The organism is Pantoea sp. nfd-35 (assembly GCF_056892255.1).
In genome coordinates this window covers 2,208,923-2,226,286 of record NZ_CP122403.1, presented here as the reverse complement: position 1 = coordinate 2,226,286, position 17,364 = coordinate 2,208,923, and the positions used below count along the sequence as shown (strand labels likewise).

12 protein-coding genes are annotated in these 17,364 nt (G+C 54.7%); 3 read left to right on the top strand and 9 right to left on the bottom strand.

The window, feature by feature from the left end:
- Nucleotides 1-19: 19 nt before the first annotated feature.
- Nucleotides 20-1,408, bottom strand: coding sequence for an MFS transporter (locus tag P9J57_RS10395; RefSeq protein WP_014605798.1), 1,389 nt, complete (start codon nt 1,406-1,408; stop codon nt 20-22).
- A gap of 525 nt (nt 1,409-1,933) precedes the next feature.
- On the opposite strand from P9J57_RS10395, the gene P9J57_RS10390 reads away from it, so the two are divergent.
- Nucleotides 1,934-2,566, top strand: a complete 633-nt coding sequence (locus P9J57_RS10390) for an acyl-homoserine-lactone synthase (RefSeq protein ID WP_014593759.1) — start codon at nt 1,934-1,936, stop codon at nt 2,564-2,566.
- On the opposite strand, the gene P9J57_RS10385 is transcribed toward P9J57_RS10390, so the two are convergent.
- On the bottom strand, nt 2,538-3,287 hold the full coding sequence (locus P9J57_RS10385) for a helix-turn-helix transcriptional regulator (RefSeq protein WP_013025833.1): 750 nt from the start codon (nt 3,285-3,287) through the stop codon (nt 2,538-2,540). The genes P9J57_RS10390 and P9J57_RS10385 overlap by 29 nt on opposite strands.
- A 611-nt stretch (nt 3,288-3,898) precedes the next feature.
- Here P9J57_RS10385 and P9J57_RS10380 point away from each other — a divergent pair.
- Nucleotides 3,899-4,792, top strand: a complete 894-nt coding sequence (locus P9J57_RS10380) for an SDR family oxidoreductase (RefSeq protein WP_014593760.1) — start codon at nt 3,899-3,901, stop codon at nt 4,790-4,792.
- Nucleotides 4,793-4,850: 58 nt separating this feature from the next.
- On the opposite strand, the gene ampC is transcribed toward P9J57_RS10380, so the two are convergent.
- Entirely contained in the window at nt 4,851-5,993 is a 1,143-nt protein-coding gene (ampC, locus tag P9J57_RS10375) for a class C beta-lactamase (RefSeq protein WP_370620509.1), read from the bottom strand.
- Nucleotides 5,994-6,525: 532 nt separating this feature from the next.
- On the bottom strand, nt 6,526-7,707 hold the full coding sequence (locus P9J57_RS10370; RefSeq protein ID WP_483279184.1) for a glycosyltransferase: 1,182 nt from the start codon (nt 7,705-7,707) through the stop codon (nt 6,526-6,528).
- 259 nt (nt 7,708-7,966) lie between these two features.
- Between P9J57_RS10370 and hpxO the strand changes: the two genes are divergently transcribed.
- Nucleotides 7,967-9,124: an FAD-dependent urate hydroxylase HpxO gene (gene hpxO / locus P9J57_RS10365; RefSeq protein ID WP_029568798.1), complete on the top strand. Its 1,158-nt coding sequence runs from the start codon at nt 7,967-7,969 to the stop codon at nt 9,122-9,124.
- Between the two features lie 30 nt (nt 9,125-9,154).
- Here the strand turns inward: hpxO and dcp are convergent, their stop codons facing one another.
- From dcp to guaD, 5 genes are read right to left on the bottom strand one after another with little or no spacing between them, the layout of a single operon-like run.
- Nucleotides 9,155-11,197, bottom strand: a complete 2,043-nt coding sequence (gene dcp, locus P9J57_RS10360; protein ID WP_483279183.1) for a peptidyl-dipeptidase Dcp — start codon at nt 11,195-11,197, stop codon at nt 9,155-9,157.
- A gap of 48 nt (nt 11,198-11,245) precedes the next feature.
- Complete coding sequence (gene xdhC, locus P9J57_RS10355; RefSeq protein WP_013025839.1) at nt 11,246-12,034, bottom strand: xanthine dehydrogenase accessory protein XdhC; 789 nt, start codon at nt 12,032-12,034, stop codon at nt 11,246-11,248.
- Nucleotides 12,021-14,387 carry a xanthine dehydrogenase molybdopterin binding subunit gene (xdhB, locus tag P9J57_RS10350; protein ID WP_105078885.1) on the bottom strand — a complete coding sequence of 789 codons (2,367 nt, stop codon included), beginning with the start codon at nt 14,385-14,387 and terminating at the stop codon, nt 12,021-12,023. Before xdhB ends, xdhC begins: the two co-directional genes overlap by 14 nt.
- Nucleotides 14,377-15,816 carry a xanthine dehydrogenase small subunit gene (gene xdhA / locus P9J57_RS10345; RefSeq protein ID WP_014593763.1) on the bottom strand — a complete coding sequence of 480 codons (1,440 nt, stop codon included), beginning with the start codon at nt 15,814-15,816 and terminating at the stop codon, nt 14,377-14,379. Before xdhA ends, xdhB begins: the two co-directional genes overlap by 11 nt.
- Nucleotides 15,813-17,141: a guanine deaminase gene (gene guaD, locus P9J57_RS10340; protein WP_014605790.1), complete on the bottom strand. Its 1,329-nt coding sequence runs from the start codon at nt 17,139-17,141 to the stop codon at nt 15,813-15,815. The genes xdhA and guaD overlap by 4 nt, the downstream gene beginning before the upstream one ends.
- Nucleotides 17,142-17,364: the final 223 nt, after the last annotated feature.

Here is a 17,364-nt window from a genome sequence, read left to right as displayed (position 1 = left end):
TCACTCCTTTATGCAGATTTCAGATAGTCTTGCTGGCGTCCATTTTCTCTTCAGCGGCGCGCTTCGCGGCCAGCTCAAGGGCGATAGCATTCACCCGCGCGCTGTTCAGTTTGTAGAGAAAAAGCAGCAGCAACATGCAGGTAAACAGAACGCCGGGAATAATGTTGTGCATCAGGTTGATGGTGGTGATGACGCGAGGTGTTTGTGCGGCCACGCCGGGCTGGTAATGAACCAGTCCCAGAATCCAGCCCACGACAGCCCCGCCCATGGCAAGGCCAAATTTGATGGCAAACAGCGCCGTTGAAAATACGAGGCCGTCCAGTCGTCTTCCGCTGCGCTGTTCTTCAAAGTCCACCACATCCGAGAACATGTTCCATTGAATGGGCGTGGTCAGGTTCTGAACAAAACCAAAAACAATATTCACGGCAATGATCAGCCAGACCTGAGAAGGCGGAATAAAATAAATCGTGGTGACAAAAAAAACAAAACTGGCAAGGCAAATCTGATAAGTACGCACGCGATCAAATTTTCCCAATAACCGCTCTGAAAAAAAGGCCCCGCACAATGCCGCTATCATGCCGGTAATTATAAAAGTGAATACGAGGTCAGGACGCAATAAAACGTAGTTCATGTAATAAATGGTGGAGGAGCCACGGGTTACCACCGCCGTGAGCAGCAGGATGTTAAAAATAACAATGATGCACCACTGGCTGTTTTTACTCAGCGCCTTGAGGTCGGACCACATCGAGTTTGCGCTGTCACTGCGGGGTAAATAACGTTCCCGGGTCATAAAGAAGCAGCAGTAGATTAAAACCACCCCTAAGAACCCCATGAAGCCCATGGCAAAAAGGTAGCCTTTTGCCTTGTCACCCTGACCTAACAGATCCACCAGCGGCAGCCCGATGACGGTCACCACCAGCCCGCCGATAAACGCGCAGGCAAACCGCCAGGATTGCAAAGAATGGCGTTCGCGGGGATCGAGCGTCAGTGCACCGGGCATTGCGCAGTAAGGGACGTTTACCGCAGAGTAAATAAAGCTGAGAATCGTGTAAGTGACACAGGCATAGACGATCTTCGCCGTGGGGCCGACATCCGGAACATAAAAGGTGATGAGACAACTGACGCCAAACGGAATCGCAAACCACATCAGCCAGGGCCGAAAACGACCGTGCTTGGTTCGGGTGCGATCGACCAGCGCGCCGATACAGGGATCGACAAAGGCATCGGCCAGACGAACCACCAAAAACATCGTCCCCATAATGGCGGCCGGTAACCCAAACACATCTGTGTAAAAGTAGGCGAGGAACAAGGTGGCGGTTTGCCACACCATTGAACTGGCGGCATCACCGATGCCGTAACCCATTTTATCTTTTGTCGTGAGCACAGAGGATACAGAGGATATAGTCATTGTTATGAGCCTTATAATTAGGTGAAAAACCTGTTCAGTCAGCTTTCCACGCGCTGCCTGTACAGGCAGGCCAGGCTCAAGTATTAGTAGTCTGGAGGAGTAGCAACAATTCCAGAAATTAACAGCCAATTTATGATATTTAGTTTTTTTGCGGGTTTGTGATGCAGTGCATATTGATAACTTATCGATCAATACATTTCTGACGAAATATTTTTGACACCAGGTGGGGTTACTTTGTTATAAGCCTGTAATGTTCTCATATAAAATCGCTATGACATGGCGAATATGCACGCTTGAAATAGTACAGCCTTGTTACTATTTGTATTGTTTTCTGTTGCGTTATGGCAAATAATATCTCTTCAGGGAGAATTTTACCGCCCGAGATGCGTTATCCTGCCCACTGAACGACTGAGCAGCCCTATTTTCAGATGAATAAATGTTATTTAGCTGAACGTCAGAGTGAAAAGTTAGTAAAATCAGTACAGGATAGCCGTGAGGGCTGCAGTAACTTTTAGAGGAAATGGAATGCTTGAACTGTTTGACGTCAGTTATGAAGAGCTGCAAACCACACGTTCAGAAGAACTTTATAAGCTCAGAAAAAAAACTTTTAGCGACCGCCTGGGATGGGAAGTCGTGTGCAGTCAGGGCATGGAGTCGGATGAGTTTGATGGCCCAGGGACGCGTTATATTCTGGGTATCTGCGAAGGGCAGTTAGTGTGCAGTGTCCGCTTTACCTGCCTGGATCGCCCCAATATGATTACCCACACCTTTCGTCACTGTTTTGACGACGTTCCCCTGCCCGCTTACGGCACCGAGTCCAGCCGTTTTTTTGTTGATAAAGCCCGCGCGCGCGAACTGCTGGGTGAGCACTATCCTGTCAGCCAGGTACTGTTTTTAGCCATGGTTAACTGGGCGCAGAATAATGCTTATACGCATATCTACACGATAGTCAGCAGGGCAATGCTGAAAATACTGAAACGGTCCGGATGGCAAATCAGCGTGGTCAAAGAAGCTTTTCTGACGGAAAAAGAGCGTATTTATCTGCTGACGCTGCCAGCCGGGGAAGCCGATAAACAGCAGTTGGGTGGGGATATTGTTGCACGTACGGGCTGCGCGCCCGTCGCCGTAACTACCTGGCCGCTGACGCTGCCGGTCTGATAAGATCTAACTCAACACCCAGTCTGATAGCCTGTCGGGCGTTACTGACGCCCAGTTTAACCACCACATTTTTGATGTGAAATTTTACAGTGCTGACAGAAATACCGGTAATGGCGGCAATCTCAGAGTAGGTTTTCCCCATACTCGCCCAGTACAACACCTCATTCTCACGCGAAGAAAAGATGGTTTTATCGGCGTTTTGATTCACCGTCGGTGCTCTTTCCGCTTCTGCGCCAGCCAGTCGATACATCTGCTCATTAAAATCGATCAGCAACATCTGCATCGTGCCCTGCTCTGAGGCAAGACGCTGTTCCAGTGCGGCCTGGTCGTTGCCTTTAATGATGACCGATAGCAACGCCAGGTTGTTCATATGGTCGTGGAGCACGTAGGTAAAGCCATTAACGATGTTGTATTGCTTCGATAATGAGAAAATTTTAGTAAACCGGAGATCGGACATCAAAGTGATGTTCTCGTCCCAGGCAAAGGGTGAGGTGCGTTTAAAGGCGGTAAGGATAACAGGATCGGTTAACTGAAAATTATTGGCGCGGTATAACCTAACCCATTCGTCAGGATAACTGGAAATAATCAGAACATTTGAAGGATTTTTTTTGCTCACAACAGTGTAAGCGTACTCAGGACTGCCAAACGAAGATAACTTTCTCTGTATGTAAGTCTGAAGCGTATCCGTTATTGTTTGATTTTCAAGAAAAAAAGAAAACATTCAGGCTCCATGCTGCTTCTTTTACTTAACGATGACATAACCTGCACTTTAGTACAGGTAAGATAATACTTAAGAATAACTTACAATGATTCAGCCAGAGGTTACAATGGGTTCGAGTTGTTTAGCGGTAAAAAAAAACCTGACCTGCAAGGCCAGGTCGCTGAAACAGCCAACACCAGGGAAAAACTTTCCGGCCAGACTTCACAAACTATAAAGTGATGCTGGCCGGGACACTCAGAGTAACATCTCAGAAACATTTGTACAAACATTTACCTTCGCTTTCCCACACCTGATTGTCCTCCTTTATCATATGCAATGATCTCCCCTCTTCTTTCATGCCATAAGCGCCTTTTATTCAATGCGTTAGCCTTCACCTGTGCGTGTCGCCAGGAAAGAGGATGCGCTCTTTTTGGCCTAATGGCGCTCCCCCTTAAGGAAAAATCAACATATTCTGCTACTTCCGCTGCGCTTATCTGCAATATCGTCGGCAAACCCTCGTCATAAAGCCTGTTTTCATCTACCAATACGGATTAAATAAGCATTTGAATGTGACAAATATCACATCTGTGCCAGGCTTAAACTCTCTGACCACCCTGTTCAAGGAGTTCACTATGACGACGTCAAATAACCACATTCAAGACCCGGATCGCTTTCCGAAGCCGCCGTTCAGGCAGCAGCCGCAGCAGGCACCCGGATTAGCCAGTGAGATGGATCCTGCTCCCGATCATGGTGAAAAAAGCTATCGTGGACATGGTCGCCTTACCGGCCGTAAAGCGCTGATCACCGGCGGCGACTCGGGTATTGGCCGTGCGGTTGCAATCGCCTATGCGCGTGAAGGTGCAGATGTGGCCATTAACTATCTGCCGGAAGAAGAGTCCGATGCGGTTGAAGTGATTAAACTGATTGAAGCCGAAGGGCGCAAAGCTGTGGCCATCCCCGGCGATCTGCGTTCTGAAACCTTTTGCCAGACGCTGGTTAACGAAGCGGCCGAGAAGCTGGGCGGGCTGGATATTCTTGTCAATAACGCCGGACGTCAGCAGTTTAATGAATCCATCCGTACGCTGAGCACAGAAGATTTCGATGCCACCTTTAAAACCAATGTCTATGCGCCATTCTGGGTAACGAAAGCCGCGCTGGCGTATTTGCCGCGCGGGGCCTGTATCATTAACACCTCTTCCGTGCAGGCCTTTAAACCCAGCGATATCCTGCTGGACTACGCGCAGACTAAAGCCTGCAACGTCGCCTTTACCAAAGCGCTGGCTAAACAGCTCGGCCCGGAAGGGATTCGCGTGAACGCGGTCGCACCGGGTCCGTACTGGACGCCACTGCAGCCGAGCGGCGGTCAGCCGCAGGAGAAAGTGGAACAGTTTGGCGCAGACGCGCCGCTGGGACGCCCCGGTCAACCCGTAGAGATCGCCCCACTCTACGTCACCCTGGCGTCGGACGAGTGCAGCTTTGCCTCTGGGCAGGTATGGTGCTCTGACGGGGGAACCGGAACCTTGTAAGCGTTTTTAATACGCCATGGCCGCACTGCGCGGCCATTTTTTTGCCTGCTTTTCGGCATTACTGTAACGCGTCGAGAATCGCCACGGCCGCCTTAATGCGTTCCGGATTGGGATAGTTTTTATTCGCCAGCATAACGATGCCGCTGTTGAGCTGAGGAACAAAGGCAATGTAGGCCCCAAACCCGTTTGTGGAGCCGGTTTTGTGGATCCAGCTGGCGCGGTCCGCGGGTTTTACCGGGTTCACCAGCGTGGCAGGCTGAGCCTCCAGCGCGGTTTTCGTGTCGCTGGCGTCGATGAGCGTTTGCTCCTTCACCGGCCATGGATAGATTTCCCATCCCAGCCCCTGAGAAAGTTGACCTGCCGTTAAATAGTGCGACTGTGCGGTGAGTATGCCGTTGCGTAAAACCGTATTGCCGGACGATAACCCGTTGGGATTCGCATTGGCCTGCATAAAGGTCATCATGTCGCGCGCGGTGGACTTCACTCCATAGGTTTCTGCCGACAGCATTCCGGGAGAGACGCGCACGGGCTGGCCGTCTTTATAGCCCCACGCATAGTCGAACATCATGGACGCCGGAACGGTATAAAAAGTGCGCGTGAGCCGCAACGGTGTAAAGACGTTCTTCTGCATGGCTTCTTCAAACTCGCCCTTTACCATGAGATAACCCAGCAGGCCGAGACTGACATTGGAATATTGCCGCTGGATGCCCGGCGCGACACCGGGCTGCCACTGCTGCGCGTAACGGAGTAAGGAATCCTGATCGACCACGCTGGCAGGAAGCTGTAACGGCATGCCACCTGCGCTGTAGGTGGCGAGGTGCACCATCCTGATCGCCTGCCACTGCGGGCCTTTTAGCGCGGGCCAGTACTTTTGTACCGGATCGTTCAGGCGAAGTTCGCTGTTACGTATCATCACGCCAGCCAGTACGCCGGTAAAGGTTTTGCTGACGGAACCAAGTTCGAACAGCGTATTTTCCGTCACCCGTCGATCGGTTGCGGTATCCGCTACGCCAAAGTTCAGGTACTGCGGGCGGCCTTTATACAGGACCGCGACGGACATGCCAGGAATCCCCTGCTCCGCCATTAATGGCGTAATCACGTCCTTAACCCGCGAGGCAATCTCCTGTGAGGATAAATCCGTCGCGCTGCTGCTGGCGCTAAGGGCGACGAGTAATGCAGTAAAATATATTTTCATCAGCACTCATTCAGGTGACAGTTCATCAGTTTGCGCGTAAGACTTCGCCCAATCGGGCGGAGATATAAGCGCGCGACCATGATCGCGACATTAACGCGGCCCGTAATAGAAAAGCTGCCGGGCAGGCAGTGTTAGCTCACGGAGAGCCTGTAAATTCCAAATCGCTTAACGCCGTTCAGGTTCGGCTCGGTGAAGTGGGAATCCTCGCCCAGGGCGGGGAGCCGTCAATGACACTGAGCAGCGCATGATTGCACGCAAAGCTGCGCCTGGGTACTACAGGCACCGGAATTACGCGTATTACAATGAGATTGCTCAACATAACAGCGAGTCTGACAGCTGGAGAGATCACATTTTGCGGCGATGGGCATCAGTTGAGGAAGCGGCGCGCGCGCCGGAAAGCTGTGTGCGGGTTGTGCCAGTGCGCTGCTGGCCATCAGGCAGGTCAGCAGCAAAGCAAAAAGACATTTCATAACCGATCTCCAGAGATACGCGTCAGTTAAGTATGGTAACTCTGACGCGTAACGTCTGATAAATCTTGTTAAATTGAGAGCGCGGGCGGATGTTCAACACATTCCACAACGCCGCGACGATAAATATCGTTAAGTCGGACGCCGTACTGACGCGGGTCATGCTGCTGTTTAATGCGTAAAATTGACCCTTCTCCCTTTTCCATCAGGCAGGCCGGGTGTGCCAGAATGTCCAGCAGGGTCGATTTTATGCCGTCGATCAGCGCCCGGCGCAGGCGATCTTTATCGGCTTCGCTGTTGACCTGATATTCACGATCGTCATTCAGCTCGCCGCCGATCGTCCAGCCTGCACTGGCCGGGTTGATTTCCGGCAGAGCACGCACATTACTGGTTAACACCGGACAGCCGCTCGCCTGCATCTCCAGCACGGAAAACCCGTAGGTTTCCTGCCAGGTCGGTAACAAACCGAGGTCACTGTTCTGGAACAGTTTCAGGAGTGCCGAGTTTGCCATCTGCGCATGATGGCTGACGAAGCTCAGGCGGGAGATACGATCCTGGATATTTCGGTAAAAAGCCTCGTCGTCCTGGAATTTACGGTGTGCCACGTTATGACGCTTAGTCAAATCGCCGATAAGCTGCACGTCAAGCTGGGATGCATCGATCTGACCCGCTTCGACAAGCTCACTCAGCGCCAGCACAATTTCGGCCCCGCCCTTGCGATAAAACTCATTGCCGACAAAGACCAGACGGATTTTGTCGCTGTGACGTGCGCTTTTCTGCGGGGTAAACAGCGTTTGTGGCGGATGCATCACCAGCGTTTTAGCCCGAATTTTTGCCGCCACATCCGGTTTAAACAGCTTCATCTGGATGTGCAGCGTCGCCTCTGAAATAGCAATCAGACCGAAACAGTTATCTTTGAGCAAATAAGGGATCAGCTGTTTCAGCTCTGGGTTGTCGTGTTTGGCCACGCCTGCTACCGGCAGAACGCGCGGCAGCTCGGTTTCAAACGTCGCGACCCAGTTCATTTGCGTTATTGCCACTTCATTGAACAGATGGAGAATGTCGGGCTTCTGCCCCATTGCAAACGGGACAGGTAAGAAGACGAAACGTTTATTTTTTTTCAGTAAACGCGTACGCAGCGGATTGAGGAAATAGAAAACGTTACGTTTTTTCAGGTTAATGTAGTCGTTTTCCGGATTGACCAAAATATTGCGCTGCTCCGGATAGTGATTGTTACTTATGCCGATTTTCATGAAGGGTTCCGAAGTCGTGGTGAGTGCGAACGTGATCTATATCACGCTGAATATGAAACAGATCATAGGTAACATCTTAAAAACACGTGATTACTGTGGTTTACAGATTTCTCTGCACCCGACAGGTGCAGCCTGTTGCACAGCGACCGTGCATCTGCGCCATTTTCACCCTTCATGGCCCCATTCAGACGCGCACTCTGCGCGTCGCGCTTCTGGTACAAAAGTTGCAAATAACTGATATGTGCACAGGAGATAACATATGAAAGCGATCGTCATTGGTGGCGGGATGGGTGGCATGACCGCCGCGCTGGCTCTGGAACAGGCAGGTTTCGACACTGAGGTTTTTGAGGCGGTCAAAACGATACGTCCCGTTGGTGCGGCCATTTCCGTCTGGCCTAACGGGGTGAAATGCCTTAATGCATTGGGACTGAAAGAAAAAGTGCGCGCCCTGGGCGGCAACATGGCCTATATGGCCTATAAAGAGGCCTTTTCGGGTGAAACCCTCACCCGTTTCAGCCTTTCCCCCCTGGTGCAGCAGGTGGGCGAGTTTCCCTATCCCATTGCCCGCGCCGAGCTTCAGGCCATGCTGCTGGATGCTTACGGCCGCCATCGGGTGAATTTTGGCAAGCGTATCGTGCAGGTGGAGCAATATGCCAGCGGCGTGATCGCGACCTTCGAAGATAGCAGTCAGGCCCAGGGTGACTTTCTGGTTGCGGCCGATGGAACGCATTCGGTTATTCGTGATTACGTACTGGGGGAAAAACTGCCCCGTCGCTACGCAGGCTATGTGAACTGGAACGGCCTGGTTAGCGTTGATGAGTCCATCGCGCCTGCCGATCAATGGACAACCTTTGTGGGCGAGGGTAAACGCGTCTCTCTCATGCCGGTCAGCGGCAACCGCTTCTACTTCTTTTTCGATGTGCCGCTGCCCGCCGGGCTGGAGCAGGATCGATCAACGATGCGGCACGATTTGCAGCACTACTTCAGCGGCTGGTCTGAACCGGTTCAGAAGCTCATCGCGGCAATTGATGTGGAAACCACTAACCGCGTGGAGATTCACGACATCGAGCCTTTTCACCGCTTTGTAAAAGGCCGGGTGGTCTTACTGGGCGACGCAGCACACAGCACCACGCCGGATATTGGTCAGGGCGGTTGCGCGGCAATGGAAGACGGGATTGTACTGGCCTCTGCATTGTCTGCACATTCGCTTGGCATTGAGGATGCGCTGTTACGTTACCAGATGCGCCGCGTTGAACGCGTTAAGGATCTGGTGTTGAAAGCGCGTAAACGCTGCGACATCACGCATGCTAAAGATCCCCATCTGACATCGGCATGGTATCAGTCGCTGAAAACGGAAACGGGTGAACGGGTGCTGGCGGGACTGTGCGAAACCATTGAAGGTGGACCGCTGGGATAGTCAAAAAGGGCGGTATCACCGCCCTTTCGCTTATTCGGCTAAGCCGCGATTTTTTAGCATCGGCTCCAGTTGAGGCGCTCCGCCGCGCCAGGACTCATACAACGCTTTAAGATCGCTGCTGTTGCCCCGCGACAGGATTTTTTGCCGAAAGATGTCGCCATTTTCCCGGGTTAATCCGCCGTGTTCGACAAACCACTGGTAGCCATCGTCGGCCAGCATCTGGGTCCAGATATAGGCATAATAGCCGGCAGAATACCCCCCGCCCCAGATATGCTGAAAATAGCTGGAACGGTAGCGCGGTGGAACGGCGGCCAGATCAATATCATCGCTGCGTAAAGCCTGCTGTTCGAACGCGTCGACCGACTGCACCGGGGTTTTCCCCTCCAGGCTATGCCAGTGGAGATCCAGTAACGCGGCCGCCAGCAGCTCGGTCATCTCATAACCTTTATTGAACTTGCCTGCTCTGATGATTTTTTCATGCAGCGCCGCTGGCATGGCCTCCCCGGTCTGATAATGACGGGCGAAATGACGAAACACCTGTGGCTCACTGGCCCAGTGCTCGTTGATCTGCGATGGAAACTCAACAAAATCACGTGGCGTTTCCGTGCCGGAGAGGCTGGGATAGCGCTGGCTGGCAAACAAGCCATGCAACGTATGGCCAAACTCATGGAACAGCGTAATCACGTCATCCCAGCTCAGCAGTGCAGGCTCGCCGTTGGCGGGTTTGGTGTAATTACAGACGTTGTAAATCACCGGTTTCTCGTCGAGCAGCGTGGACTGGTTAACAAAGTTGCTCATCCATGCGCCGCCGCCTTTGCTGTCGCGCTTGAAAAAATCGGTATAGAACAGCGCCATTCCGCTGCCGTCGGTATCAAAGATTTCGTACACCTGGACATCGGGGTGATAAACCGGCAGGTCGTGACGTTGGGTAAACTGGATGCCATAAAGTTGAGTTGCGGCCCAGAATACGCCCTTTTCCAGCACGCTGTTCAGTTCGAAATAGGGTTTAATCTGGCTTTCATCGAGATCGTACTGCGCCCGCCGAACCTGCTCCGCGTAAAAGTTCCAGTCCCACGCGCCAAGGGTAAAATTCCCCTGCTGGCTGTCGATGGTTTGCTGAATGGCCGCGGCTTCCCGCTCGGCCCGCGCACGGGCCGCAGGAACGATATTGCGCATAAACGCAAAGGCAGCATCGGGGGTTTTCGCCATCTGATCCTGTAGCTGCCAGGCGGCAAAGCTGGCAAACCCTAACAGCTTCGCCTGCTCTGCCCGCACCTGTGCCAGGCGCAGCACTAACGCTCGCGTGTCGTTGTCATCATTTTTCTCACTGCGCGTCATGGCGGCCTGGAACAGCGCCTGGCGCGTCGGGCGATCTTCCAGAGACTGCAGCGCAGGCTGCTGCGTGGTGTTTTGCAGCACCAGCAGCCAGGCATTCTCCAGGCCTCGTGCCGCCGCCGCCGCTTGAGCAACGGCCAGATCGGACGGGCTCAACCCCGCTAGCTGCTGCACGTCATTGACCACTAAACCGCCCGCCTTGGTTGCAGCAAGCAGCTTATTAGTAAACTGCGTACTTAGTCGTGCAGCCTCCTGATTCAGCGCCTTTAACTGCTGCTTCTGTGTTTCCGGCAGGTTGGCACCCGCCAGTTGAAAGCGCTGCCACAGCACCTCGACCAGGCGTTTCGATTCAGCATCAAGCGGGTTGCGCTGCAAATAGACCTGGTCGATGCGTGAAAACAGCGGCCGGTTCAACATTATTTCGTCGTTAAGCGCGGTAAGCTGTGGCGCAATATCCTCGTCAACCTGCTGTAAATAGGGGCTGGTGTGGGCGGAGGTCATGGCATTGAACACCAGGCTCACACGGGTCAACAGTTGACCGCTTTTCTCCAGGGCCTCGCAGGTATTCAAAAAGGTTGCCGCTTCCGGATTGGTGGCGATGGCCAGAACTTCCTGGCGCTTTTCTTCCATTCCGGCCTGAAGCGCGGGCAGAAAGTCGGTTTCCTGAATCTGATCAAAAGGTGGCGTGTGATAAGGCAAGCTGCTGACGTTAAAAAAAGGATTTTGACGGGCGTTCATAGGCGCTCCTGGTGAACAACACAGAGTCTCATAGTGGCAGGTTGCCTCTTACAGAACAACCTGACCGCGTTGTTGCTGATACACCGCAATGATTTCCCCGGCAATCGCAACGGCGATTTCGGCAGGCAACTTCCCTTTTACATCGGGCAGGCCCATGGGGCAGCGTAACCGCGCCAGCCGGTCTTCGGCAATGCCTTTGCCTTCCAGCCGGTAGCGAAAACGCTGACTTTTCGTTTGCGAACCGATCACGCCCACGTAGCGGAAATCACCGCGCCGCAGAATAGCCTCACACAGCGCAAGATCCAGCGGATGATGGTGCGTCATCACAATATAATAGCTCCCCGCCGCCGCCGCGGCCACGCAGTCCAGGGGATCGTCGGGCTGTTGCACGCTGACGCCGGGTGGCACAGAGGCAAACTGATTGTCCCGACCGTCAATCCAGTTAACGTGACAGGGTAACGTAGCCAGCAGGCTGACCAGCGCCTGCCCGACGTGGCCCGCGCCAAAAACCAGGATTTCCGGCTGCGCCTGCATCAACGGTTCAAACAGAATGGTGGTCATCCCGCCGCAGCACTGGCCTAACCGGGCGCCCAGGCTGTAGTCTTCGGTATGAGGACGACGCTCTCCACTTTCCAACAGCGCGCGCGCCTGCGCAATGCACTGAAACTCAAGATGGCCGCCACCGATGGTCAGAAAACTTTCGTTGGCCGTCACCACCATCTTCGCGCCGCCGTCACGCGGGACTGAACCCCGATCGCGCAACACGGTGACCAGCACGCAGTGTTGCCGCTTCTGGCGCAGGTCGTGCAAAATTGCTATCCAGTCATGATAAATCATGGGTGCCTCCCGCCATGCGCTGGACGCCCCAGAATACTCGCTCCGGCGTAGCGGGCGCGTCCAGCGCGGGATGCAGACGATAATCGGCGACGCTGGCTACCGCATCCTGTAACGCACACCAGGCGGCTATCCCCAGCATAAACGGCGGTTCACCCACGGCTTTGGAATGAAACACCGTGTCCTGCGGATTTTTGCGGTTTTCCACCAGCGTAACCCGCATATCGGCCGGTACGTCAGCAATCGCCGGAATTTTGTAGCTGGCGGGGCCGTCGGTCATCAACTGGCCCTTGTCATTCCAGACCAGTTCCTCACAGGTCAGCCAGCCCAGCCCCTGGACAAAGCCGCCCTCTACCTGGCCAATATCGATGGCCGGATTCAGAGACGCGCCCACGTCGTGCAGAATATCCGCCCGCAGCAGCCGGTATTCGCCCGTCAGCGTGTCCACAATGACTTCACAACAGGCCGCGCCATAGGCGAAGTAGTAAAAAGGTTCGCCGCGACCGGCCTGACGGTCGTAATGGATGCCGGGGACGCGATAATAGCCCGTCGCCGATAGCGGTACCTGATTCAGCCAGGCAAGCTGCGCGACCTGGGCGAAGGTGTAATAGTGCTCGGCAGCCCGGACGATACCGTTACTGAACATCACCGCCTCTGGCCCGCATCCGTGCAGCGTACACAGCATGGTTGTCATGCGCTCACGCAATATCTCGGCGGCATTTTGTGCCGCTTTGCCGTTGAGATCTGTGCCACTGGAGGCCGCCGTGGGCGAAGTGTTAGGGACTTTCCCGGTATCGGTGGCGGTGATCTGAATACGATCGACCTCGATTTGCAGCACCTGCGCCACAATCTGTGCCACCTTGGTGTTAAGCCCCTGACCCATTTCCGTTCCGCCGTGGTTGAGCTGCACCGTGCCGTCGGTATAGATCAGAATCAGCGCTCCGGCCTGATTGAGGAAGCTGGAGGTAAATGAAATGCCAAATTTAACCGGCGTCAGCGCCAGTCCACGTTTCAGTACGGGACTGCTGGCATTGAAGGCTGCGATCGCCGCGCGGCGCGCATCATAGTCACTGCTGGTTTCCAGTTGCGCCGTAATCTCATCCAGCAGGTTGTCTTTCACCTGCTGATGGTAATGGGTGATATTGCGTTCGTTCTTGCCGTAGTAGTTGCGTTTTCGCAGCGTAAGCGGATCCAGACCGCGCTCGCGGGCGATGTGATCCATGATCTGCTCAATCGCCACCATGCCCTGCGGCCCGCCAAAGCCGCGAAAAGCGGTATTTGACGCGGTATTGGTGCGACAGCGGTAGCCGGTGATGCGCGCATCACCGAGATAGTAGGCGTTATCGGCATGAAACATGGCCCGATCCACTATCGATCCGCTCAGATCGAGCGAGTAGCCGCAGTTACCGGCAAGATCGATTTTCACCCCACACAACCGGCCATCGTCTTCAACGCCCACATCATAGCGGACATAAAAAGGATGTCGCTTGCCGGTTATCCGCATGTCATCGCGTCGGGCCAGGCGCATTTTAACCGCCCGGCCGGTCAGGCCTGCCGCGACGGCGCACAGGCAGGCCACGCCCGCCGCCTGGGTTTCTTTACCGCCAAAACCGCCACCCATTCGGCGCATATCAATCGTGACCTTGTTCATGCTGATGCCCATGACCTCTGCCACCAGCTTTTGGACCTCCGTGGGGTTTTGCGTGGAGCAGAACACCTGCAGCGCGTCGTCCTCACCCGGGATCACCATGGCCGTCTGGGTTTCCAGATAGAAGTGTTCCTGCCCGCCAATATGAAACGCGCCCTGTATGCGGTGCGGCGCACGGGCCAGCGCCGCCTCGACGTCGCCGCGCTGGTGGATATGGGGCTCCTGCACAAAACTGCCCTGCAGCAGAGCCTGTTCTACATCCAGCAGCGCGGGCAATACCTCATACTCGATCACCGCCGCCATCGCGCCCTGTCGGGCCGCATCCGGCGAGTCGGCCAGCACGGCAATAATAATTTGCCCAACATATTCGACGCAGTCCTGAGCCAGCAGCGGGTCGCCGGGCTGCAGCGGGCCGACATCGTTGACGCCGGGCACGTCCTGCCAGGTGAGGACGCGGACGACACCGGGAACGTCGTAGCACGGCTGGACATCAACGTGAGTGATACGGGCATGGGCATGATCGCTCAGGCGAGGACAGAGATGCAGCAGACCGGGCTGCTCCGCTTTGTCATCGATATATATCGCCTCGCCGGACACGTGTTTATCGGCGCTTTCATGCTTATTGCTGCGCCCCACGCCGCTGCTGATGTCGCGCGCATGAGCAATGGGTAATGCTGAATCGGGCAGAGCCGGACGATTATGGGACATAGCGGCTTACCTCAGTCAGGGACAATCCGTTGAGACGGTAAAAGTAACGGCGCAGCAGGTTGCTCGCCACCTGCAGGCGATAACCGGCGCTGGCGCGGAAGTCGCTGAGCGGCTCAAAGGTCTCTTCCAGCGCCTGACAGGCCGTGGCTATCGTTTGTGCGGTTAAGGCCGATCCAATCATGGCCTGCTCACACCCTGTGGCGCGCACCGGCGTTGCCGCCATCCCGCCAAAGGCAATGTGTGCCGCTGTCACAATGCCGTTATCGGTTTGGATATTGAAAGCGGCAAACACGGCTGAAATGTCGTCATCCAGCCGCTTCGAGACCTTCCAGGCAACAAAATCAGGTGACACCGTCACTTTTGGAATAATGATGGTATGGATAAACTCACCGGGTTGCAGCACGGTCTGCCGGTAGCCGGTAAAAAACGCGCTGAGTGGCAAAGTGCGTTGCGTGTCGCCCTTCTGCAGCAGCAGAGAGGCGTTTAATGCCAGCAGCGTTGGCGATGCATCGCCAATCGGGGAAGCATTAGCAAGGTTACCGCCCAGTGTGCCAAGCTGGCGAATTTGCAGCGAGGCAAAACGCGTCAGCATCTCCGTTACTCCCGGAATGCGCGTCGCCATAAACGCTGCGATCTGGTCGAGCGAGGCGGCGGCACCTAAGTGATAGGATGCGTCGTCCTCATAACAGTGTTTCAGTGCATCCACCTGCCCCAGCGCAATCATCACTGGAATGCCCTGGTAGCGTTGGGTAATCAGCAGGCTCAGGTCCGTGCCGCCCGCCAGTAACGCGGCATCGGGGTGCGCGACACAGAGCGCAGCGAGCTGCGCGACGGTGGTGGGAAGGTAACAGTGACGGCCTTTGTCCTGAATTACCCGGACCTCCTGATTCTCCAGCGCGCGCAGGCGCTCAACCACGCCCTGCTCACACCGATCAAAGCTGTCCGGCTGTGCCTGCGTCACCAACTGTTCGGCCGCCGCCATAATGGAACGATAACCGGTGCAGCGACACAGGTTGCCGGCCAGCGCATGCTCTGCCTGCTGCCGGTCCCAGTCGCTGTGATTTTTTTGCAGACTGAACAATGACATCACAAAGCCCGGCGTGCAGAAGCCACACTGCGAGCCATGACAGTCCACCATCGCCTGCTGAGCCGGATGCAGGGTTTTCCCCTCACGTAAATCTTCGACGGTGATGAGCTGCCTGCCCTGTAATCCACTGACCAGCATCAGGCAGCTGTTAACGGTCTGATAGTGCAACCTGCCGTCCACCACGCTCCCAAGCGTGACGCTACAGGCACCGCAGTCGCCGGACGCACAGCCCTCCTTGGTGCCACAGCGACGCTGATGCGTGCGCAGATAAGAGAGTACCGTCAGATTGGGATCGATACGTTCTTCTGTGACGAGCTGGTCGTTAAGCAGAAACTGAATCATGCGGCATTCTCCTTTGTGGTGGATTGCCAGACCGGTCGGCCGTTAACCCACGTCTCTACGATGTTTCTGTCATCACCCAGCGTCATCAAGACGAACAGTTTTTCCCAGATATCCTTGCAGTTCCCCATACGCAGCTTTTGCAGCGCCGATACGGCGGGATCCAGCACGACAAAGTCAGCTTCTTTACCTGGTGCAAAATTACCGATGTGCTGGTCAAGATCCAGCGCACGGGCCCCGCCCAGCGTGGCATGGTAAAAGGCTTCTGCAGCACTCAGCCTGTATTGCTGCAGCTGGCCGACCTTGTAAGCCTCGCCCAGCGTTTGCAGCATATTAAAGGTGGTTCCGGCGCCAACATCGGTGCCGATGCCCACTTTGATGCCCTGCTGCCAGCTGCGCTTGATATTAAACAGGCCGCTTCCCAAAAACAGGTTTGAGGTCGGGCAAAAGGCAATGGCGGAATCCGTATCGTGCAGACACTGCCATTCATGATTTTCCAGATGCAGGCAGTGTGCAAAGACGCTTCGCCGGCCGGTCAGCTGATAGTGGTGGTAAACGTCCAGATAGCCATTGCGTTCGGGAAACAGCGCGTTGACCCAGGCTACTTCCTGTGGGTTTTCGCTGAGGTGCGTGTGGAGCCAGACATCCGGGTAAGCCGTGCGCAGCGCCTGCACTTTCTTTAACAGGTCGGGTGACGAGGTGGGCGCAAAACGCGGCGTCAGGGCATAGCTCAGTCGGCCGCGGCCGTGCCAGCGCTCAATCAGATCGCGGGAATGTTGATAGCTTTCTTCCGGCGTTTCGGTGAGGTAATCAGGCGCATTGCGATCCATCATGACTTTACCGGCGATGATGCGCATCTCAAGCGCTTCGGCCGCGCTAAAAAGCGCCTCTACCGACTGCGGATGCACCGTGCCAAAAACCAACGCACTGGTGGTGCCGTTAGCCAGTAGCTGATGGAGAAAAAACGCTGACATTTGCGCGGCATGCTCGGCACAGCGGTACTGCCTCTCAACCGGAAACGTATACTGATTCAGCCATTCGAGAAGCTGCTCACCATAGGCGCCGATCATTTCTGTTTGCGGGTAATGAATGTGGCAGTCGACAAAACCCGGCAGGATCAGCTTACCGCGCAGATCGATAACGCGCTCTGCTGCCTGACTGCTGCTGACATCACACCAGGGATGCAAACCGACTACGCGGCCCTCACGCAGAATGAGCAGACCATCTTCGATATAACGCGCCTGAGACAGAATGGCCTCAGGCTCGTTCGCCACCGCGGCAAAATCAAAAAAACTGGCACGAATCGCCGTGTTCTGGCATGTAGACATATCGTTTCCTCTTACCGGGCGCCTGATGTTGTCGCCCTGTTCATCTCCTACTCTCTTTAAACACTCTGCAAGACGCATGCCAGATCAGAACCTGATAAATCACTTTATTATCAATAATTTATGAATATCATCCTGTTGCGCAACGCTTTCGCTGACAAAATCGCCACGCAATCGGTTGCTCATCCAACGCAATCGGTTGCCAGTAAAAATGCCCCCTGCCACG